This is a genomic window from Bifidobacterium psychraerophilum, from assembly GCF_000741705.1.
In the GTDB taxonomy this organism is placed as follows: domain Bacteria; phylum Actinomycetota; class Actinomycetes; order Actinomycetales; family Bifidobacteriaceae; genus Bombiscardovia; species Bombiscardovia psychraerophila.
The window spans coordinates 41398-62113 of sequence record NZ_JGZI01000008.1 but is presented as its reverse complement, the minus strand read 5'-3'; the positions used below and the strand labels follow the sequence as shown (position 1 = coordinate 62113).

Sequence of the window (20716 nt, the reverse complement as noted above, 5' to 3'; positions counted from 1 at the left end):
CACGCTGTCTGCTCGCTTATTCACTCCCACGTCCACATCCGTGTTTGGGGAGATCAGACCGCGTCGTGTTGAGGGGCCTTGGGCAGGTTCTTGATCGTGCTGACATCCGACTTGCAGCCCTCGATCGAGGTTATGGCCTTGCCTGCCGGTGTGATCGATTTCTCGGTGTTGAGATTATTGAATGTGGAGCCGATGACGACATCCACAAGCTGGTCGCTGCGGTCGTCCATCCTCATGATCGCGTCGTTGAACTGCGCGGCCACGGTGTACGCCTTGGCGATGTTGTTTTTCCCGAAGAGGATCTCGGTGCGTTGCACCTCAACCGTGCTGGGATAATCGCCGCTGCCCTTCATGCTGAATCCGCGATTGCTCAGCGCCTCCATCACCGCGGTGCCCAGTCCGGACTTATCGGTTCCGTTCAGCACACGGACCGCAACGTCCGGGTGGTTGGAATAGGTGGAATTCGCCGGGGCGCACGGCACTTCGACGCCATAGTTCGGCAGCTGGGCGGCCGTTTTCTGCGAGGTCTTCCCGAGCGCACCCAAAATCAGGAGCGCGCTGAACGCCACGGCTATGACCAGCGCCGCTACGGCGATGGTGAATACCAGCTTCTGACGCCTGCGTACAAACTGTCTGCGCGCCTCACGTTCGTCGAACGGCTCAGGACTCGTCATACTCCAACCTTCCGCAATCTTTCTGAATACACCTTATCCTCACTGTCTGACGCTGGCATTCGCAATCGCCCCGGCTGCCCGGAGCACCGGTCCCACCGGGCTCAGCGCCCGGATGCTCCGGTCCACGGCACCATGCCGATGCCATGCCTCCTGTACGGCGGCAGAGACATCCCCATCCTTCACGCAGGCGATTACGGAAGGGCCGGAACCCGAGACAAAGGCATGCGTGGCACCCGCCGACAGCGCAAGAGCGATGGCCGCGCCCGAGCGCGGATGCAATTGCAACGCCGCCCGCTGCAGATCGTTGACGTCACCGGGATCTGAACCCAAGCGATCGAACACCCCATAAACCTCAGCAGTGGACAGTTGCGTCCTGTAAGCACCTACCAGTGTCTCACCAAGAAAGCCTTCGGCTCTCAGTTTGTTCCCGAGCTCAGACGATTCCTCCACGATTCGCAGCCGTTGCCCGAAGCCGGTTCCGATGGCAAGACCTCCGTGCAGGCAGAAGGGCATATCCGCTCCGAGTTGGGACGCTATGGGCTCGAGGATGGAGGTCGGACCTGCCAGACCCCACATATGTTTCAAGCCGAGCAAGGTTCCGGCGGCATCCGCCGATCCACCCCCCAGGCCGGCCCCGACGGGAATGCCTTTCGATATGGTTATCGCGATGTCGGGTGGGATCGCATATGCATCGGACATGGCGAGCAGAGCCCGAACGGCATGGTTCTCAATGGCGTGGGCAGGGTCCACCGTCGGCTTGGCACCGCCGGGGCCGGCGCCTCTTCCCGCCTCTGCCAGATCACCGAGATGCTCACCTTCCAGCGTCAGTGTGTACCCGCTGCCGGGTCTGCGTGGCCGGAGTGTGACGGTGTCGTAGACTCCGATGCCGCAGTACAGCGTTTCCAGACGGTGTCTGTTGCCCGCCTCCGTGCGTTCCCGTCCGACCCGCAGCATCATATTGGTTTTTGCGGGGCAATCGATCCGTACGCTCGCCGCATCGGGCAAGGACGTGGTGGTCGAGGCCGGGAACCCGGCAGTGGGGTCGGGCATGGATGGTCGAGTCTGTTGCCTGTTTGGACTCACGCCTGTTCCTGACGTGCGGCCTGCTCCAGCATCAGGAATTCCTCTATGGTGAGGGTTTCGCCCCTTCGTGTGGGGTCGATGCCGGATATCTGATACGCATAGTCACCGATTCGCCCTCGCAAGGCGGCGTGAAGCGTCTTCCTGCGCTGTTGGAAAGCCGCATCGACGAGTGCGAAGACCGAATCCCTGTGATCGCTTATGCGATCCTCACGGTGTCGACGTTCAAAGGAGACCAGTGCGGAATCCACATTGGGGGCCGGCCAGAAGACGTTGCGTCCAATATGCCCCGCGGGTGCCGCTTTGCCGTACCAGGCTATCTTGGCGCTGGGGGCGCCGTAGATCTTGCTTCCGGGAGCAGCCACCAGTCGGTCGGCGACCTCCTTCTGAACCATCACGAGGAAGCGGTCGAGATGGCTGAAGCGCTGCAGAAGGGTCAGCAGGATGGGTGTGGCGACGTTATACGGGAGATTCGCCACCAGTGTGAAATCGCGTTCGGAATACTCGTCGGGAAGGTCCGCCGGCTTGATGGCAAGCGCATCCTGATTGATGATGTGTATCCGAGAAGCGCCGGTCTCGCTGTATGCGGCCACGGTCTGCGGCAGACGTCGGGCGAGGGATCGATCGATTTCGACGGCGGTCAGTTCCGCATCGCATTCAAGTATGCCCAGCGTCAAGGAACCGAGGCCAGGGCCCACTTCGAGCACCAGATCGTCCGCCTCTATGCCCGCTTCACGGACGATGCGACGGACGGTTCCCGGATCGATCACAAAATTCTGCCCGAGTTTTTTCGTGGGGCTGATACCTGCCTCCGCGGCGATACGACGAATATCCGAAGCGCCCAGCAGGGTCGTCGATGAATCTAGTTGGGTCATTGGCTCCCGATCAGTACCACTTGTATTTCAACCACCAGACCTTGGCCTGGCTTGGACTGCCATAGCGCGATGCTATATAGCCGAGTCCCCAATCTATCTGCACAGCGCCGTCATCCTGCCAGCCGCTTCCCATCTTCGAACCCGGCAGGGCCTGTGGGATGCCGTAAGCATCCGAGCTGGGGTTATCGGCACTCCAACTCCATCCGGATTCCTTGTTCCAGATCCAGACCAGATCCGTCCACTGCGATCCGGTCCAACCACGCTGCGCGGCGGCACCAGCGGCATAGGTCTGAGCCTGGGCGACGGTCGGATGCCACAAGCGGCCGGAGGAGGAACCGGAAGAACCGGAGGAGGAACCGCTGCTGGAGCTGCTTTGGCTTTTGCTTGGCGTGCTCGTCGCGGTTTTGCTCGGTGTCCTGGTCGGTGCGGGCGTGCTGGTGGCGGTGCTTGAAGAAGCCGTTTTGCTGGGAGTCGCGGATGGACTTGCGGAGCTCGAAGTTGCGCTTGGTGTGGCGGATGAACTCGAAGATGACGGGCTTTCGCTCTGCGAAGGCGATGAGGATTGCGAACTGCTGTCCTCATCGGATGGGCTTGATGAGGTCTCGGCAGGGCCAACAGCCACGATCGTGTCCAATGGGACGCTGACCGTTTCCGATTTGATGAGGGTGGAGCTTTCCGCCACACCATCGACGAAGGTGGTGTTGTAGGTCTGCCTGTCCTCCCCGTCCCGGCCCTCCTGCCGGATAACAGTGGCCCCGGGGGCGAGGGATTCGTCCACAACCGTCTGCGTGCCATGCGCCGTGGCCACGGTTTTGGTGGTCTGGCTCTCCGTGACGCGCTTCACCCGAAGCACCGTCGCACCACCATCGGTCTCGATGCTCACACGATCCTTTTTGCCAAGCACAATACCTTTGGAGTCGAGTATGGATGCCGCAGGAAGCTTGCCATCAGGCGCAACCGAAGACTTGCCGTCGGCAATCACCGTGACCGGCCCTGAACGGTTGATCACCATGCCACCGGTCAGCTGGTTGTATACATTCTTGATATCGACGGTGACCTTTGCGGCCGCGTGTTCGTTTTGTTCGAAGAAACCAAGCAGCTGCTCCGCGCTGGTCGCAACCGTCCAGAACGGGACCTCGGTGCCGTCGATATTGATCGTGGTCTGATAGGCGCTGCGAACCGTCACCACTGCGTGGTTCGTCAGCATGTCGCCCGAGGAGGAATCAACGAAATCGTGGGTTTTGACATCCACACCCTGCTGTTCCAACAGACGGTCAACGCTCATCGCATAGGTCTGCACGGTTCTGGTCTCGCCGTTCACGGTCAGAGCAACCGCCTTGCGGGCTGCGATGCCGAAGGACAGCATGGACGACAGGGCGACGATGGCTGCGCATGCCACGACCCTGACGCGTCGTCGTGTGACAAAACGATCAGGTGTCCAGCGTTTAGCCATTCGCCCAGCTCCTCCCTCATGCCCCGGTGTGATCTACCCGGTGCACCCTAACTGTTGCGATTGTAGCTGTTCACGGCCCTCGACGGAACGTTCTGCGAGTATAGGCGAAGAAACTTCCACAATTGGACCCGACAGCCCCGGAGCATGATGATGAACGTGCCGTGCCACTGTCAGCGCACCGAAGTGGAGCGCGTTCCCGGTAAAGAAAAAAAGGGGGGGCGGGATTGAAGGGGATGCTCCCGCCCCCCAGAGGATGAACCAAGCAGGTTGGGGGAAGCTCGGTTCATCCCTACGGAAGCCATTGTTTGGGGGAAGGGCTTCCGTTTGCTTACTCAAGAAACAGATGGTGATGTTCCCCAGCAACCATCTACCATCATACTGCACATACTGTATAAAATCCAACAGTGTGTGTTCCGTATCGCGATATGCGGCCGATCAGGGGTCGGGATATGGAATCCGGATGAGGAGGGGGCATCAGCAACGTGATGGAATTCAGTGAATATGAGGGGGAAGAAAGCCCTGAACAGTAAAGGAGCCTCCTGTCAGAGTCGAACTGACGACCTGCCGCTTACAAGGCGGCTGCTCTGGCCAGCTGAGCTAAGGAGGCCTGTCCCATTCATCGGCGTCATGCGCACTCGCTGAACGGACAAGTGATAAGCATAGCAGTACCCATTGAATGCTTCGACCCGCGCAGCCGAAGCGGTGAATAGCGGCTTGCGCGGGTCGAAACAGGTGTTCGCGACGGTCGGCGAAGGACGGTCAGCTCAGGGATACCGGCTTGCCGGATGCACCGATCGAAGGAAGGACGCCTTCCTGACCGACATCCGATGATGAGATTCCCAAAGCCTTGAGCAGCGCCGAGGCGGTGTCAAGACCGGAGGAACTGACGCTGTTCATATCCCAATAATTGTCGTTGATGCGCACCGTAGGCGTGGTCATCTGTCCCTTGTTGCTGCCCGAAACATTCCAGAGTTCCTGGCGCAGGGGGGAGTATGCCGAGACCTTGGAGATCCAGGTCTTGTACGTGCCATCCGTGGATTTCTTGGCAACGGATTCACTGACGCCGGCCTTTATCGCCACCTGTTGGATCTGTTCATCGCTGACGGCCTTGTAGTTTGATTCGCTTGGCTGGAAATCCTCGGCGAACATGTCCGCGATGAATGCAAGCAGATGGTCGGGATCGTTCTGCGCGATGTACGCAGCGGCGCTTGCGGCCCTGGTCGAGTATTCGTCGGTGGAGAGGCTGTCGAGGAAGGCGTTGGGGTACACCACGAGGTTGATCTGCCCGGCCGCGACCATCTTCTGCAGGGACTCGTCCACGGAGCGGTTGAAGGAACCGCATCCCGGGCAGAGGAAGTCCATGTATTCCTCGACGGTGGGCACATCGGCGATCTTCTTGTTCAGACCGTCCTTGGAGATCAGGAAGCCGCCCTTACTGTTGGCATCCGCGGGCTTGGTTTTGACTGATTGCACGGTCTCGTACGCCTTCTCGGCATCCGCGGTGCTGACCGGTCGCGTAGCGCGCCAGATGGCGAATCCCGCGACGGCGACCAGGGCCACCACCACGATGACCACGATGAGACCGATGAGCGTCTGTTGCTTGTGTTCTTTGGCAAGTCTCGCCTGTTGAGCTTGCTGTTCAGCGAGTTCCGCGGCCTTACGCCGTTCGCGGGCGGACCGTTTGCCGCTTTCCTGCTGGCTTGGGCCCTTTTTCGCGTTCTGAGACATTAACGGTCCTTTCGAAGAATCCGGCACAAATGTAAGTGTATCCATATCATGGGCTGCTAGGGAATCCTCTCAGCTCGCAGCTATTGTTCCAGCAGTGGGACCGGCGCCCAATCTATTGACTGTTTGCTTGCCGCGACGACCAAAGCCGCCACCAGCATGGCACCCCAGATAATCGCGAGCGTGAGGCGTCGCCTGTTCCGGGACTCGCGGCTTTGCTGATCCTCGCCGTCGGCATTGAAAACGTCTTGGTAGGAGTTCAAGAGTCTTCCTGCTCCGACCCGCAGTGTCTGCGAGGCCGGTCCGACCGCGCAGACCAGCCAGCCGGCCACCAGAGCCACACCCAAGGTGATGCCGGATATGCCGAAGGGAACACCGCCGATCAGTGGTATATGAATCTGTATGCCGAATGCGGCGAATGATCCGGTCATATCCGGCAGGTCCCACAGAATCGCCACGCACGTCGCGATGATGACCACCAGCAGTAGGGAGATCAGCAGCCGGGGCAGCACCAGCAGCAGGCTTTTGACCAGATACCAAGGCAGTGCGGTCAGGCTCAGCGCACCATCGGACCTCTTGTATGCCCCGTCGCGACGGGACTGCCGATTCAGACGGGATTCGGCCACCAGACCCTGGGTGAACAGAGCCCACAGGGTCATGCCGGCGATGATGGCGCTCACGGTGGGCAGCGACATGGCGATCACCGCCAGCAGTGCCGCGATCCCGAAGATAACGACACCTCCTTGGGCACGGTAAGTGGATAGCACCTCGCCGAGCGAACGTGCTTGCGGTGGTTCGGGCTCTCCGGGATACGGCTGTGGTGGCGCCAGACTCTGCGGGGCCGCCTCAGGCACCGGGTAGACGATGGTTTCCGGAGCCTGAGGCCGGTCCTCCACCTGCACGGCCCGGAGCAACGCCGTCTGGTCGGGCATGACCTCGTCGATCGCCGTGGTTGGAGGGTCGAATATCCGGGTCTCCTCGGCTTCATCGTCCCCCGTGCCGATGTCGGCGGCATCACGCCAAAGGCTGCGCGGATTGCTCGGATCGGCATCGGGTCGCATCACCTGCGTGCCGTCTTCCCCGTCGTCGGCTCCCAGATGCAGAAGTGCTGTGTTGCCCGTCAAAGCAGGCATCGTTTCAGTGCCTGAAGAGGCGTTGCCAAAAGGGCGCACCACCTCCGAAGAGGGCTGAGCCTGTGCGATCTGGGGATCTTCCTGCGCTGACGTACCCTCCAGCGGTTTTCCTCCCGGAGACATGGCTGTCGCCTGGGGCAGCCAGAGTTCCGGAATCATCGCGTCAAGAGCGATGGCATGCAGCAGCTCATCGGGTGAGCACCGTTCGCTGCGCTTCGGGTTCAGGGCTTTGCGGAATGCGGCGAGGGTGCCGGTCGGCAGACCACTGAGATCGGCATTCCCCGAAGCGGCTCGTTCAAGGACGGCCATCATCGGTTTCGTGCCGAAAACCGCCTTGCCGGTGGCGGCGAATCCCAGAACCGCCGCGGTGCTCCACCAGTCGGCATCATCATCGGATTCCTCGCCATCAATGATCTCGGGGGCTATGAAGCCCGGGGTGCCCATAACCAGTCCGGTGCGGGTCACATGGCTTTCCCCCGCGCCCATGGCGATTCCGAAATCGACCAGCACGGGACCACGCGAGGCGATCATGACGTTGGTGGGTTTGATGTCCCTGTGCACGATGCCGGCCGCATGCACCGCACGCACGGCATCAATGAGCTTGCGGGACAGGCGTTCAAGATCATCACCGACATATCTGCCATTGCTGGCCACATCGTCGCGAAGGGTCTTCCCCTCGATCAGTTCGGTGACGATGAAGGCCAGGGCGTCGTCGAGTTCCATATCAACGATGTTGCATACGCCCGGATGGTCGATCTTTCGCAGTGCCAGCGCCTCCCTGCGCAGGCGCTCGCGTGCGTTGACCCTTTCCCGTATCTGCGGGCTGGTGGGGTCGTCGGCATCCGAATCGCCCTCCTGGTCGCTTAAGGAGTCGCGGAGTATCTTCATCGCATACTCCTGACCGCCGTCGTCCTGCACGCGCCAGACCGAGCCCATGGCACCGCCCCCCAGGCGGGCCACAAGCGTATAGCCGCCGACCTGTTGCCCCGGAGACAGATTCAATACGCTCACATCGCTCATAAGGTCTATTGTGCCCCTCAATATGGAAGGAATCTTCCGGGATGCGAAACCTTTGCGTGATCCAGACTCACACAGCGGGGTTTCCGGCATGTTCCGGCCCTTGATAGCACCGTGCGCCGCCGCAGCCTCCGGAGCCTGTGCGCCCAAGGATTCACCGTGCGCCGCGCCGCCGCAATACACGTAGTGTATAGTTGGCCGTGGCTCAAGGGAGAGTTTTCTTCGGCGAACCACCAATAACCAAATGATGTTGCGCGGAATCCTCATAGTTGTCGAAACCGTCTCGACGTCAAACAGTGAAACCCTTCACTACGGATCGTTCGGCACGTACCTGCCGATGAAAGGATGAACAACATGGCTGAAGTGGTATTCGAGCATGTTACACGTATCTACCCGGGCAACGATAAGCCTTCGGTGGATGATCTCAATCTGGAAATCAAAGATGGCGAGTTCCTTGTCCTCGTCGGACCCTCTGGCTGCGGAAAGTCAACCACGCTTCGCATGCTTGCAGGCCTCGAAGAGGTGAACAAGGGCCGTATCCTCATCGGTGGCAAGGACGTCACCACGATGCAGCCCAAGGACCGCGACATCGCAATGGTCTTCCAGAACTACGCACTGTACCCACATATGACGGTTGCGGACAACATGGGCTTCGCGCTCAAGATTGCCGGCACCCCGAAGGACGAGATTCGCAAGCGCGTCGAGAAGGCGGCCGAGATTCTGGATTTGGCCGAGTACCTTGATCGCAAGCCGAAGGCTCTGTCTGGTGGGCAGCGACAGCGCGTCGCGATGGGTCGCGCAATCGTTCGTGAGCCGAAGGTATTCCTCATGGACGAGCCGCTTTCCAACTTGGATGCAAAGCTTCGTGTCCAGACGCGTACCCAGATCGCCGCCTTGCAGCGTCAGCTGGGTGTCACCACCCTGTACGTTACCCACGATCAGACCGAGGCCCTGACGATGGGCGATCGCATCGCCGTCATCAAGCTTGGTCTGCTGCAGCAGGTCGGTCGCCCGACCGAGCTGTACGATCGCCCGGCAAACGTCTTCGTGGCCGGCTTCATTGGCTCCCCCTCGATGAACCTGAACGTTCATCCTGTGGTCAATGGACAGGCCAAGATCGGTGACGACACCATCAGCCTTCCTGCTGACGCGGTGAACAAGCTGACCGCGGAGGACAACGGCAAGATCGTTCTCGGATTCCGTCCCGAGGACGCCTCGCTCGCGACCCCAACGGATGCGGACGCCTTCTCGCTGAAGGTCGTCAACGTCGAGGATCTCGGCTCGGATGGATACATCTACGGCCACATCCTTACGGACGACAGCAGCGCCGAGCAGTCCACGATGATGTCGGATCAGAACAAGATGACCACGGTTCGTGTGTCTCCTCGCGAGTTGCCTGGTGTTGGCGACACGGTGAAGATCCACATCGATCCGGCCAAGATGCACCTCTTCGCTCCTTCGAGCGAACTGCGTCTGAACTAATTCGATATCAGGGGTTGTGGAGATCCCTGATCGAATAGACGGTCGGCGCTCTTTTCCTCTCTGCGCCGGCCGGCGTGAACCCCCGCTTATCACGGGGGTTTTCATTTGCCCTCTCCGGTCAAGCGTGCATATGTATGATGTTCGGAAAGCGAGGACATTTCGGCGCCGTGCTGATGGGAGACATCGGTGACCACTGAGCAGGATAGGTTTGAGGTTATGGATGAAGTGAAACTGTCACAAATGGATCCGCGTGCGTTGAAAGCAACCTCTGTGCAGGCGAGCGATGAGGATTCCTCGGCAACCCCTCAGGCCTTGCGTATTACCGCGGCCAGTTCCAATCCCGCCATGTTCACACTCCCCTGGCACAAACCACTGGTGCAATGGCCCGCGGAGCTCCTGGCCAACCTGCCCCGTGGCATTTCCCGGCACGTCGTGCGTTTCGTGCATGTGGGCGACGAGGTCTACGCGATGAAGGAGATCACGCAGTCGGTCGCCGAGCGCGAATACGAGCTGCTGAGGCGTCTGCAGAAGCTGGAGCTTCCGACGGTCTCCCCCGTTGCGGTGGTCACCGGTCGGCGTTCCCCCGCCGGCGAGCCCTTGGAGGCCATCCTGGTGACGCGTCATCTGAAGTTCTCTCTGCCCTACCGTGCCCTGTTCGCGCGTAATCTCCGTCCGGACACCGCTGAGCGGCTGATCGATGCACTCGCCGTGCTGATGGTCCGGCTGCATCTGATGGGCTTCTACTGGGGTGATGTGTCACTGTCCAATGTGCTGTTCCTCAGGGACGCCGACTCATTCGCGGCCTTTCTGGTCGATGCCGAGACCGGTGACCTCCACGCCAATCTGACCAACGGGCAGCGTGAGTATGATATCGACCTCGCCCGTACCAATATCATCGGTGAGCTGATGGATCTGAACTCCGGCAATCTTCTTCCCGCCGAGGTCGATGAGGTCGAGGTCGGCAACAGACTCGCGGAGCGTTACCACTCACTGTGGAGCGCACTCACGGATGTGGACAGCTTCAGCCCCAATGAGATGTGGAAGATCGAGCAGCGTGTCAACAAACTGAACGAGCTCGGCTTCGATGTGGATGAGCTCGAGATGAAAACCGACACCGATGGCAACCGGGTTCTGGTACGGCCGCGCGTTGTGGATGCGGGATACGCCTCACGCAAGCTGTTGAGGCTCACGGGTCTGGATGTACAGGAGAACCAGGCGCGACGCCTGCTCAATGACCTTGACGCCTACCGTGCTTCGACGTGGAGGCAGGGCGAGGACCTGGAGATCGTCGCCACGGACTGGATGCGTGAGATGTTCGAGCCGACGGCCCGGATGATCCCCCAGGAATACCGGTCGCAGATCCAGCCGGCGCAGTTCTTCCACGAGATACTGACCCACCGGTGGTATCTGGCGGAGAAGGCAGGACACGACATCCCTATGGCCGAAGCCGTGGAAAGCTACATCGAAAAGGTGCTGCCGCAGTACAAGCTGGATGCCCAGGCGATGGAGGACATCAATTCCGAGGCCGATGCCGGTGTGGTCGATGATGATGCCACCTATTACAACCCCGAGGACGACCCGGACGCCGCTGTGTGGTCGAGCTGATTCGTTATCGCCGCGTGACGGGAGCCACGGCCTGAGCCGGATGGCGGCCTTCAAGCGCGAGGTCATGTAGCGCGAAGCCGCCCGCAAGGGCGCGTGAGACTGTCATCTTCGGTGTCTCACAAGCCCTTGCGGTGCCGGCTCCCCGGAGGAAGCCACGGGTTTACAGCTCCGCCGCGGCCTTACGGCGTGCATTGGCAACGGCGTACAGGCTGATGCCGGCCGCCACTGAAGCATTCAGCGACTCGACCATATTGGTGATCGGGATCCCCGCGATGGCATCGCAGTTCTCGCGCACCAAACGGCTCAGACCGCTGCCTTCGGAACCCAATACGATGACCAGCGCGTCCTTCTCGAAACCGGTTTCCCCGACCATCGCATCGCCGCCGCCGTCGAGGCCGACCACGTAATACCCGTTCTCCTTGAGCCCCTGAAGGGCCTTGGTCAGATTCACGACCCGTGCCACCGGCATATGGGCAGCCGCTCCTGCGGAGACCTTCCACGCCGTTGATGTGACCGACGCGCTGCGACGCTCGGGGAGGATCACACCGGAGGCTCCGAATGCCGCCGCCGAACGGATGACTGCACCGAGGTTCTGTGGATCGGTAACCCCATCGAGCGCTATGAACAGCGGTTTCGCCGCGATACGTGCCGCCGGTGAAGCCGCCTCCATCGCCCGGGCGCGTTTGGCTGACTGTTCAAGCAGGGTCTGTACCGAGGAATACTGGTACGGCTGCACTTTCAACACAACGCCCTGATGGTTCCCGGAGCGTGCGATGCGATCCATCTCCAGCCGGTCCGCTTCAAGCAGATGGAGACCCGCGCCTCCCGCCAGCTTCACGATCTCGCGCGTACGGTCGTCGTGCTCGATGCGCGTTGCCAGATACAGCTGAACCGAAGGGACGCCTACCCTCAACGCCTCGAGAACCGCGTTGCGCCCGATGACGAGATCATCGGAGTCGGAGGAGAACTTGGCCACGCGCCGCCTGGCTGCCAGACGTGGATCGGAAGCCTTGCGTCGTTCGGCTGTTTTCTTGGCCTTGTACGCCTTGTGATATACGCGATCCTCAGCCTTCGGCGTCGGACCTTTGCCGCGGAGCTTGCTGCGGTGCTTACCGCCCGAACCTTTTGTCGGGCCCTTTTTCATTGCCATACCCACCATTCTCTCATCAGTCGGGGATACTCCGGGAGCAGACCTCGCCGTCGATGTTCTCCTCGGTCTATCATGCGGCATCCGATCACGGCATCCGCGGACAAGGAACACCCACCTTTTCCTTGCGCTGAGAAACCATGTCATCGATTCGCCGTGTGCAATAATAGACGTGCTAAGAACCGATGCATAAGCGTCGGTCACACAACCGCGCAGTTTGGGCAAGCGTTGTTACCGTTGCCGAACCAGACTGAATACTCCGCGGCTGATCTAGGAGTTCGATAATGACTGGACCTTCCAGTAATCACATCGTCCAACGCTCAGGAGGTCTGCCGACAGATAGCGACCCGTCTCTGATTGAATCCACAGAGGTCGCCCAGGCATTGGACGTCGATATTGCAACCGGTTTGAGTAGTGATGAGGCGAAGCGTCGCCTTGAGGAGTTCGGAGCCAATGAATTGGCCAGCGCTCCACCGGTTCCAAAATGGAAGAAGTTCCTTGAGCAGTTCAAGGATCCCCTGGTGTACCTGCTGCTTGCGGCCACATTGATTTCACTGGTGGCCTGGTTCATCGAGCGATCGCACGCGCAAGCGGGGGCCGAGGGTGCTGAGGCCCTGCCTTTCGATTCGATCGTCATCGTACTCATTCTGGTGCTTAACGCGGTGCTCGGGTATCTTCAGGAGGTCAAGGCCGAGAAGGCGGTTGATGCTCTGGCGCAGATGACAGCCCCGCAGACATCGGTGCTGCGCGACGGCAGGGTGACGCGCATCAACACCAGCGACGTCGTTCCCGGTGATGTGGTGGTCCTGGGCGAGGGCGACACCGTTTCCGCCGATGGCCGTCTGGTCGCGTCCGCGAGCCTGCGTATAGCCGAGGCCTCGCTGACCGGAGAGTCGGTGCCCGTCGGCAAACGCCCGGATAAGCTGGACAGCGCGAAAGCCCTGGGCGATCGCGCCAACATGGTGTTCAACGGCACTTCGGTGACGCAAGGAACAGGCCGCGTGATCGTGACCGGCACCGGTATGAACACACAGGTCGGCAAGATCGCGGATATGCTTTCCCAGACCGAGGACGATACCACGCCGCTGCAGAAGGAAATGGCCCATGTCTCCAAGGTGCTGGGCATCGCGGTGTGCATTATCGCCGTGCTGGTGCTGGTGGCGCTCGCTGTTATGGAAGGCTTCCACAGTACGCAGGACGTGATCGATTCCCTGCTGTTGGCCGTCTCCCTCGCCGTAGCCGCGGTTCCCGAGGGCCTTGCCGCAATCCTCACCGTTGTTTTGGCTCTCGGCGTGCAGCGTATGGCCCAACATCACGCAATCGTCAAGAAGCTGAGTTCCGTCGAGACACTGGGATCCGCTTCGGTGATCTGCTCCGACAAGACAGGTACGCTGACCCGCAACGAGATGACGGTCGAACGTGTGCTGACCCCGAGTGGCCAGGTGGAGATCACCGGCACGGGATACGCACCGGTCGGTCAGATGACGGGCATCAACGGTGGCGATCTTCAGGGCGATAACCCTGCACGCGCCGAAGCCATGCTCACTCTTGCGGTGGGCTCCCTGGCGAACGACGGCGAGTTGCGTAAATCGGATGCCGGCGACAAGTGGGAGATCGTGGGCGACCCGACCGAGGTGTCCTTGGTGGTTGCCGCGAGGAAGATTCGCGCCAACAAGGCCTACGAGAATTTCCAGCGGGTCGCCGAGCTGCCCTTCACCTCCGAACGCAAGCGCATGTCGATCATCGCCGAGGACCGCTCCGATGCGCGCAGATTGAGCGTTTTCGCCAAAGGCGCGCCCGATGTGCTCCTGGGATACTGCTCGCGGATCAGTGTCAACGGCCAGGTTCGCCCGCTTACCGAAGGCGACCGCCAGACCATCCTGCAGAGTGTCGAGGAGCTGTCCTCTCAGGCATACAGAACGCTCGGCCAGGCATACCGTCCTCTGAACACCCCCTCGCTGTCCGAGGTCCCCGGAGTGCAGGCGAATGCGGCCGGGCAGGTACGTGACATCGCAGAGCAAAGCGAAGTCATCGAGAAGGATCTGATCTGGACCGGGATGGTCGGCATCATCGATCCACCACGTACCGAGGTTCGTGACTCCGTCGCCGAGGCGCATCGTGCGGGTATCCGCACGGTGATGATCACCGGCGACCACCCGCTGACCGCGGCCCGTATCGCCAGTGATCTGGGCATCATCAAGCCCGGTGACGAGGCGCGTACAGGCGAAGAACTGGATGCGATGAGCCAGGAGGAGTTCGACAAGACGACCAGCAAGATCTCGGTATATGCCCGTGTGGCACCCGAGCACAAGCTCAAGATCGTCGATTCCCTGCAACGCCAGCAGAACATCGTGGCCATGACGGGTGACGGCGTGAACGACGCCCCCGCCGTCAAAACCTCCGATATCGGCGTGGCCATGGGCATCACCGGTACCGAGGTGACGAAGGAATCCGCGAAGATGATTCTCGCGGACGACAATTTCTCCACCATCGTCGCTGCGGTGCGTGAGGGCCGGGTGATCTTCGACAACATCCGCAAGTTCCTGCGCTACCTGCTGAGTTCGAATGTGGGCGAGGTCTTCACCGTCTTCGGTGGTGTGATGCTTGCAGGTTTCCTCGGTATCACGCAGCCCGAATCCCAAGGCGTCACGCTTCCGCTGCTCGCCACCCAGCTGCTGTGGATCAATCTGCTCACCGATGCCGCTCCGGCGTTGGCCATGGGTATCGATCCGCAGACGGATGATGTGATGGGACGGAGCCCGCGCAGGCTGAACGATCGCGTCATCGACAAATCGATGTGGGGCGACATCATCTTCATCGGCATCATCATGGCCATCGTGACGCTGATCGGCATGGATATGCATCTGAGTGGCGGTTTGTTCACCGATCGTTCCGTTGCGGCGCTCGGACACGAGGAGCAGATGGTCGAGGCACGTACGATGGGCTTCACCATTCTGGTGTTCGCACAGCTCTTCAACGCCGTGGCGTCCCGCTCCGCCCTGCAATCAGCCTTCGTTGGACTGTTCAGCAACAAGTGGCTGTGGGGGGCCATCGGCATCTCGATCGCCTTGCAGGTGTTGGTTATCTACGTGCCATTCCTGAACACGGCATTCGGAACAACCCCATTGGGCGCCTTGGCGTGGTTCGAGTGCATCGGACTGGCCGCCTTCGTGCTGGTCGCTTCCGAATTACGCAAGGTGGTACTCAGGGCGATCGAAAAGAGACGCGCCTGATCGCCGCCGCCGCGCATCATGCGATGAAGCCCGTGTGATGCGCAGCCCGGGATGAATGCATATGGGGGTGGGTTGCCGAATGTATCGGCAGCCCACCCCCATATCGTGCATCTTGTTTGGGGACCGCTGGCGAAACGGGCGGCTACGTACTCCGTCCGCATACGGGCCGGCAAGAGCTACTCCGCCTCGGCCTCGGACTGGGGAACCTCAGTGTCGGAGACATCGGCACGGTAGAAGTTGACGAATGATCGCGAAGGCGTCGGTCCTCGCTGACCCTGATAGTGCGAACCGGTTCCGGTGCTGCCGTATGGATGCTCGGCGGGCGAGGAGAGCTCGAAGAAGCACATCTGTCCGATCTTCATGCCAGGCCAGAGCTTCACGGGCAGCGTGCTCACATTGGAGAGCTCAAGCGTGATATGCCCCTCAAAGCCGGGATCAATGAATCCTGCGGTCGAATGTGTCAGTATGCCAAGTCGGCCCAGGGAGCTTTTCCCCTCAAGGCGGGCGGCTATCGAGCCATCGAGTTTGACGTATTCCCACGTCGAGCCAAGAACGAACTCCCCTGGATGCAGGATCCAAGGTTCTCCAGCCGCGACCTCGAATTGTTCGGTGAGCGCGCCCTGATCCTCGGCGGGATCGACGTAGGTGTATTCATGATTGTTGAACAGGCGGAAGAAGCGATCCAGGCGCACGTCAACGCTGGCGGGCTGGACCATCTCGGGTGTCCAAGGTGTCAAGGATATTCCACCCTGGGTTTGTGCGGCAATGATGTCGCGGTCGCTCAACAGCATGATTCGCTCCTTAATAATGCTTTCTCAGCATAGTCTAGCGACCCCCGTAAGACCGGCGGTCCTTCCCCGTGCAGGGAATATCGATCGGAGAGGGGCGAGGCCTGCGACCGCTTGAGGATGGCGCGGTGCGGAGGTGCGAATCCCGCAGGGTGGCGATGGGCTCCATCTTCGCTGTGGATGCCGCCGCGGGATTCAGGTTCACAGAATATTTTCAGAAAACACCAAATATCTGTCAAGGTTTCGATGGTCTACTTGATGTTGTCATCAAGATGCAGCATCGATTGATGATCGGGGATGCAAACAGTTCCCGATAACTGAATCCTTCTTCTCTCTCCTTTCTCTCCCGGCGGCCAACCCCGCCGGGTTTCTCTTTTTCGGCGTCAATGGCAGACGGCCGATTGCACGCTCCTTTCCGGTATTGCGTAGACTGTCCCGTAGGGAAATCCCTGAAGTGGACGGGAACCGGAGGGATGGCGCATGGCAGACGATCTCGATTTTCTGGATGAGTACGGATACCCAAGGAATGATGATGGCGGCGAGGCCGGGCATCATCGTGGCGGTGGCAGGCATGCACCGCAGGTGCGCAGCTCGACGCCCCTGAGCAGGGTGGCGGTCGTATTAGGGCTTCTTGCGGTGGGCACGGCTGGCCTGTGGCTGGCATATGCGGTCGCCCCTACCAAGATGCCGGCCTTCACGGCTGTTTTCGCCGATGAACGGAGCGGTATCGCCGCGGCTGCGTTTGCGATCCTCTCCCTGATTCTGGGAATCACGGCGCGTCTGCTGGTGCCTCGTGAGATCAGAAGCCACTCGATCGGTTCATGGAGCATCGTCTGCTTCTTCGCCACCCTGGTGCTGATCGGCTGCACCCTCGTGGTGCAGAATCTCTTTCCGAACGGCATCATTCAGGAGACAGTCAGGGATGAGGCGCCGTCCTCAAGTGTCAGCGGCATGGAGCAGGGCATGGAGCAGACGGCCGGTACCTGCGTGGATGGCTGGACGGCAATCGGGGTCAGTGAATATCCCGGTGTGAGCAGCATCAAGGTGTGTAAAAATCCGAGGATGGCCTTCATCGTTTTCAGCAACGCTTCCGCGGCATCCTTGGGCAGGGGCATAGCCGAACAGAAGATAGCGAGCCTGCTTGAGCAATACCAGGATAATTCGCAGACCCAGGGGGATTGGCGCATACTCAACGGCAAGCAATGGATGGCCGTGGCGCAGGCATCCCAGATCGAGGCCCTTCAGAAGAAGTGGGGTGGCACGGTGGGCACGATCGAATAGACGGCCGTCTGCATCCGAAGGGCGTGGGAATGCTACGTGATGCGCGCAGTGGGAAGGTATGGTGTTGCAGTATGAGCGAAGAACACGAGCCGCACACCATGACGGGACGTAGATCCGAAGTCATTGCAGGGAGTTTCGGCGAGGATCTGTCGGTCTCCCATGCGCTGTTGTCGAAAGGCCAGGCTCAGGCGAATACCAGACTCCCGATGTTCCTCCTGCTTCATGGATGGGGATCGAATGAGCAGGATCTGGCTGATTTGATGCGTTATGTGGCTCCCTACAACGATTATGCAGCCCTGCGTGCCCCGCTGGACATGCCTGCCGCATATGCGGGTGCCAGCGGCCCGAAAGGGTACAGCTGGTTCCACGATTGCGTCCCCACCGGTGAGGATCTGGACCGGGACGCCTATGCGGCGGCCAAAGCCATCGACCGCTGGGTCTCCGAGCACATCGCTGCAGACCGTGATATCGTCCCGCTGGGATTCTCACAGGGAGGTGTGCTTGCCATCCATCTCCTGCGCTTGCATCCTGAGCGGTACAGGGCCGCGGTGAGTCTTTCCGGATTCATGGCCCCCGGTCTGGTGAAGGAGGCGGTGCCCGCGGATTCCCGGCTGGCTTCTTTGGACATCCCGGTGTTCTACGGATACGGCAGTGCCGATAATGTGATTCCCAGGTACGAGCTCTATGCCACCGCCGCATGGCTCGAGGAGCACACATGGTTGAATTCCCATGAATACCACGGCTTGGATCATGCGGTGAGCCTGGAGGAATTCAGCGATATCCGCCAGTGGCTCATCCAGAATGATATTTCCTCCGGAATGATGTGAGCGGCCATACGACAGGGCTTGCGCAGGGGCGTGATTCGACGCGCTCAGATGCCTGAATCGGCATCGACCTGCATCACGTACACATTGCGGCGCAGCAGTCGGGCCTCGGGCCGTGAGATATCACCGGCTTCAAGCATGTCCTGGATGATGCTGAGTTCAATGGCGTAGCCCTCGCGTTTGATCTCCTGAACGGACACCAGGGTCTTGGTGGTGTCTCCCATCGTCGTGCGCGCACGCAGGGCGTTCTCCGCCCGCTGATGCTCGATGATCAGCGATAGCACGTCTTCGGTGTTGAACCGGTCGGAGCCGAGTTCGTCGTAGAGTTTCCCGATGACGTAGCGATTCACATCGCTTTGCAGGGTCCTGGTGACGGCGAAAAGCGTGTCTCCGTTCACCAGCGGGGAAGAGTGCCTGATACGACTGCTCAGATGCTTCACCAGACCATGGGAACGGCGTCGGATATTGCGTAGGCGCCAGCGCATTTCGCTGGATTCGTCGATGTGGCTGAGCGAGCGGGATATCTGGTCGAGCAGGCGTGAAGCGGCCCTGCGTTCATACTCCTGACGGGCATCCTCATCAAGTGAGGCGGTAAGCTCATCGGGAGTGGTGTTGTGCTGCGCGGGGTCGGCATCCATGCCGTCGGTGTTGCCGCTGCGTTCGGCATCGCTACGCTCGTCAAGTCCTGCGAGGCGCTGCTCGATGAAGTCCTGCTCCCAGGTCAATGCTTCGATTTGCAGGCGTTCGAACTCCTTCGGATCCCTTTGCCCGATCCTGGCTTTCAAACGGGCGATGCGCTGGTTGTATGAGGACAGCACGATCTGGACGGCCCGGCGGTTCTCGGCGGTCACGCGTGAGGAAAGCTCCTCGACGGTTCTGCGAAGCACGTCGATGACGGTTTCGAAATGCCTGGTCGGAATGCTGTGAGTGCTAACCGGCGCGAGCAGCGGAAGTGCGAAATTGGCCATGACCAGGGTCACGATGATCACCCCGGCAGCCACGAATATCAGCTCATCGCGCATCGGGAAAGGTTTGCCGGACGCCAGCACATAAGGGATCGTCAATACCAAGGAGAGCGTGATGGTCCCCTTGGGACCCCCAAAGGTCATGACCGCAGCCGAACGCCAGCGCTCAGCCGTCATAGGACGGCGTTGGCGGGTTACCGCGTCCTTGGCGATTGCCAGCATCCCGGATACCCAGATGAATCGTATGAGCACCACAACCGCCGAGACCAGAGCGATGATGCCGATGAGCGCCCAGTTGTTCACGGTGTGGTCGGACCAACTGGTCTGCATCGCCTCGGGCAGCAGCATGCCGAGCAGTACGAACACCGCGCCGTTCAGACTGAAGGACAGTACGGTCCACACGCTTGAGGAGACGATATTCGTCCGTGAGACATTCGGTCCGATGCCGCTGCGGTCGAATCGGATCAGCAGTCCTGCCGTGACGACGGCCAGGATGCCTGAAATGTGGGCGATGTCCTCGGCGACAAGATACAGCAGGAAGGGGAAGAATATCTCCATCAGGATCCGGGTCGTCGTGGTCTCCCAGCCGAGTTCACGGCTTGTCTCGAAGAGCCAGTTGAGCACCATGCCTGAAACGAGGCCGAGCAGAACGCCTCCGATGAAGGAGAACGCGAAGGTGCCGATCGCCTGGGGTGCCGAGAATGATCCGGTGACCGCCGCCAGGATGGAGAACTGAAAACCTATGACGCCGGTGGCATCGTTGAACAGCGATTCACCCTTGAGTATGGCCCGCTGCCTTATGCTCAGGCTGGCCTCCTTGCCGAGCGAGGAAACGGCGACGGCGTCGGTGGGACCGAGTGCCGCGCCCAAGGCGAAAGCCGCCGCAAGCGGTATGGTCGCCCAGACGGCGTTGAGCGCATAGCCGACGACCAGCATCGTCGCGGTGGCCAGCCCGATCGCGAGTGAGAGGGAGATACCGAGATTCTTGAGCAGCGAGGACTTATCGATGCTGTGCGCCTCGTGGTACAGCAGCGGTGCGATGAACAACACCATGAAGAGTTCCGGATCCAGATGCACCTGCGGGAAGAAAGGGAATTGCGTGATGAGCACGCCGAGCAGTATCTGGACCAGGGGGGTTGAGATCTTCGGTATGAAGCGGCTGAGGAATGACGATATGAGTACGGCGGCGACGATGCACAGTATAAGAGTGAATACCTCCACGCTGCCCTCTTTCCACGCACGAATGCCTTGTTACCGCATATCGGTCTTGATCGGTCTCTCAGTCCGGGTTCTGCCCTTGGTGTGTTGTCTGTGACGGGGCTCGGGAAAGTCGTCGCCGCTCTTGCCTTTCCATTATCGAGGACAAGGAAAGCAAACACCACCAGCTTCCCATTGTTATGCAATGAGCTTGCTCCATGCCGCCAGAAGCATAAT

General features: G+C 60.3%; 13 protein-coding genes, 1 tRNA gene and 1 pseudogene. 5 read left to right on the top strand and 10 right to left on the bottom strand.

Translation table 11 applies throughout. The annotated features are described in order from the left end of the window. Nucleotides 1-53: 53 nt before the first annotated feature. The 7 genes from BPSY_RS02695 to BPSY_RS02665 all read right to left on the bottom strand — a co-directional run bounded on the left by BPSY_RS02695 (nt 54) and on the right by BPSY_RS02665 (nt 7969). Complete coding sequence (locus tag BPSY_RS02695; protein WP_033496894.1) at nt 54-674, bottom strand: LytR C-terminal domain-containing protein; 621 nt, start codon at nt 672-674, stop codon at nt 54-56. Between the two features lie 39 nt (nt 675-713). Beyond that, nucleotides 714-1724, bottom strand: a complete 1011-nt coding sequence (locus tag BPSY_RS02690; RefSeq protein ID WP_051921538.1) for a 4-(cytidine 5'-diphospho)-2-C-methyl-D-erythritol kinase — start codon at nt 1722-1724, stop codon at nt 714-716. 29 nt (nt 1725-1753) lie between these two features. Then, nucleotides 1754-2629 (bottom strand): 16S rRNA (adenine(1518)-N(6)/adenine(1519)-N(6))-dimethyltransferase RsmA, encoded by an 876-nt coding sequence (rsmA, locus tag BPSY_RS02685; RefSeq protein WP_033496895.1) that lies wholly within the window; start codon nt 2627-2629, stop codon nt 1754-1756. 10 nt (nt 2630-2639) lie between these two features. Then, a complete protein-coding gene (locus BPSY_RS02680; RefSeq protein WP_033496896.1) occupies nt 2640-4082 on the bottom strand; it encodes an aggregation-promoting factor C-terminal-like domain-containing protein in 1443 nt (480 codons plus the stop codon). A 533-nt stretch (nt 4083-4615) separates the two neighbouring features. After that, nucleotides 4616-4689: transfer RNA gene (locus tag BPSY_RS02675), tRNA-Thr, on the bottom strand. 152 nt (nt 4690-4841) lie between these two features. Continuing rightward, nucleotides 4842-5810 (bottom strand): DsbA family protein, encoded by a 969-nt coding sequence (locus tag BPSY_RS02670; RefSeq protein ID WP_033496897.1) that lies wholly within the window; start codon nt 5808-5810, stop codon nt 4842-4844. Between the two features lie 80 nt (nt 5811-5890). Continuing rightward, nucleotides 5891-7969 (bottom strand): protein kinase domain-containing protein, encoded by a 2079-nt coding sequence (locus BPSY_RS02665; protein WP_100841117.1) that lies wholly within the window; start codon nt 7967-7969, stop codon nt 5891-5893. 342 nt (nt 7970-8311) lie between these two features. On the opposite strand from BPSY_RS02665, the gene BPSY_RS02660 reads away from it, so the two are divergent. After that, complete coding sequence (locus BPSY_RS02660) at nt 8312-9439, top strand: ABC transporter ATP-binding protein (RefSeq protein ID WP_033496981.1); 1128 nt, start codon at nt 8312-8314, stop codon at nt 9437-9439. Between the two features lie 240 nt (nt 9440-9679). Next, the gene (locus BPSY_RS02655) at nt 9680-11044 is read left to right on the top strand and encodes a DUF4032 domain-containing protein (RefSeq protein WP_415451870.1); all 1365 of its coding nucleotides are present in this window, start codon (nt 9680-9682) and stop codon (nt 11042-11044) included. A gap of 160 nt (nt 11045-11204) precedes the next feature. On the opposite strand, the gene rlmB is transcribed toward BPSY_RS02655, so the two are convergent. Beyond that, entirely contained in the window at nt 11205-12194 is a 990-nt protein-coding gene (gene rlmB / locus BPSY_RS02650; RefSeq protein ID WP_033496899.1) for a 23S rRNA (guanosine(2251)-2'-O)-methyltransferase RlmB, read from the bottom strand. A 332-nt stretch (nt 12195-12526) separates the two neighbouring features. Between rlmB and BPSY_RS02645 the strand changes: the two are divergent. After that, nucleotides 12527-15424, top strand: a pseudogene (locus BPSY_RS02645) (cation-translocating P-type ATPase); the annotation flags it as partial. Between the two features lie 176 nt (nt 15425-15600). On the opposite strand, the gene dcd reads toward BPSY_RS02645, so the two are convergent. Next, a complete protein-coding gene (dcd, locus tag BPSY_RS02640; RefSeq protein ID WP_051921535.1) occupies nt 15601-16215 on the bottom strand; it encodes a dCTP deaminase in 615 nt (204 codons plus the stop codon). A 477-nt stretch (nt 16216-16692) separates the two neighbouring features. Here dcd and BPSY_RS02635 point away from each other — a divergent pair, with 477 nt between their 5' ends. Beyond that, nucleotides 16693-17493 (top strand): CvpA family protein, encoded by an 801-nt coding sequence (locus BPSY_RS02635; protein ID WP_033496901.1) that lies wholly within the window; start codon nt 16693-16695, stop codon nt 17491-17493. Between the two features lie 71 nt (nt 17494-17564). After that, nucleotides 17565-18320: an alpha/beta hydrolase gene (locus BPSY_RS02630; RefSeq protein ID WP_033496902.1), complete on the top strand. Its 756-nt coding sequence runs from the start codon at nt 17565-17567 to the stop codon at nt 18318-18320. A 44-nt stretch (nt 18321-18364) separates the two neighbouring features. Here the strand turns inward: BPSY_RS02630 and BPSY_RS02625 are convergent, their stop codons facing one another. Next, complete coding sequence (locus BPSY_RS02625; RefSeq protein WP_033496903.1) at nt 18365-20503, bottom strand: cation:proton antiporter; 2139 nt, start codon at nt 20501-20503, stop codon at nt 18365-18367. Nucleotides 20504-20716: the final 213 nt, after the last annotated feature.

Bases quoted from the DNA above. Each gene is read 5' to 3' on its own strand.
- BPSY_RS02635 (WP_033496901.1), top strand. From the start codon at position 16,693: ATGGCAGACGATCTCGATTTTCTGGATGAGTACGGATACCCAAGGAAT.
- BPSY_RS02680 (WP_033496896.1), bottom strand. From the start codon at position 4,082: ATGGCTAAACGCTGGACACCTGATCGTTTTGTCACACGACGACGCGTC.
- BPSY_RS02695 (WP_033496894.1), bottom strand. From the start codon at position 674: ATGACGAGTCCTGAGCCGTTCGACGAACGTGAGGCGCGCAGACAGTTT.
- rsmA (WP_033496895.1), bottom strand. From the start codon at position 2,629: ATGACCCAACTAGATTCATCGACGACCCTGCTGGGCGCTTCGGATATT.
- rlmB (WP_033496899.1), bottom strand. From the start codon at position 12,194: ATGGCAATGAAAAAGGGCCCGACAAAAGGTTCGGGCGGTAAGCACCGC.
- BPSY_RS02690 (WP_051921538.1), bottom strand. From the start codon at position 1,724: ATGCCCGACCCCACTGCCGGGTTCCCGGCCTCGACCACCACGTCCTTG.
- BPSY_RS02655 (WP_415451870.1), top strand. From the start codon at position 9,680: ATGGATCCGCGTGCGTTGAAAGCAACCTCTGTGCAGGCGAGCGATGAG.
- BPSY_RS02630 (WP_033496902.1), top strand. From the start codon at position 17,565: ATGAGCGAAGAACACGAGCCGCACACCATGACGGGACGTAGATCCGAA.
- dcd (WP_051921535.1), bottom strand. From the start codon at position 16,215: ATGCTGTTGAGCGACCGCGACATCATTGCCGCACAAACCCAGGGTGGA.
- BPSY_RS02670 (WP_033496897.1), bottom strand. From the start codon at position 5,810: ATGTCTCAGAACGCGAAAAAGGGCCCAAGCCAGCAGGAAAGCGGCAAA.
- BPSY_RS02660 (WP_033496981.1), top strand. From the start codon at position 8,312: ATGGCTGAAGTGGTATTCGAGCATGTTACACGTATCTACCCGGGCAAC.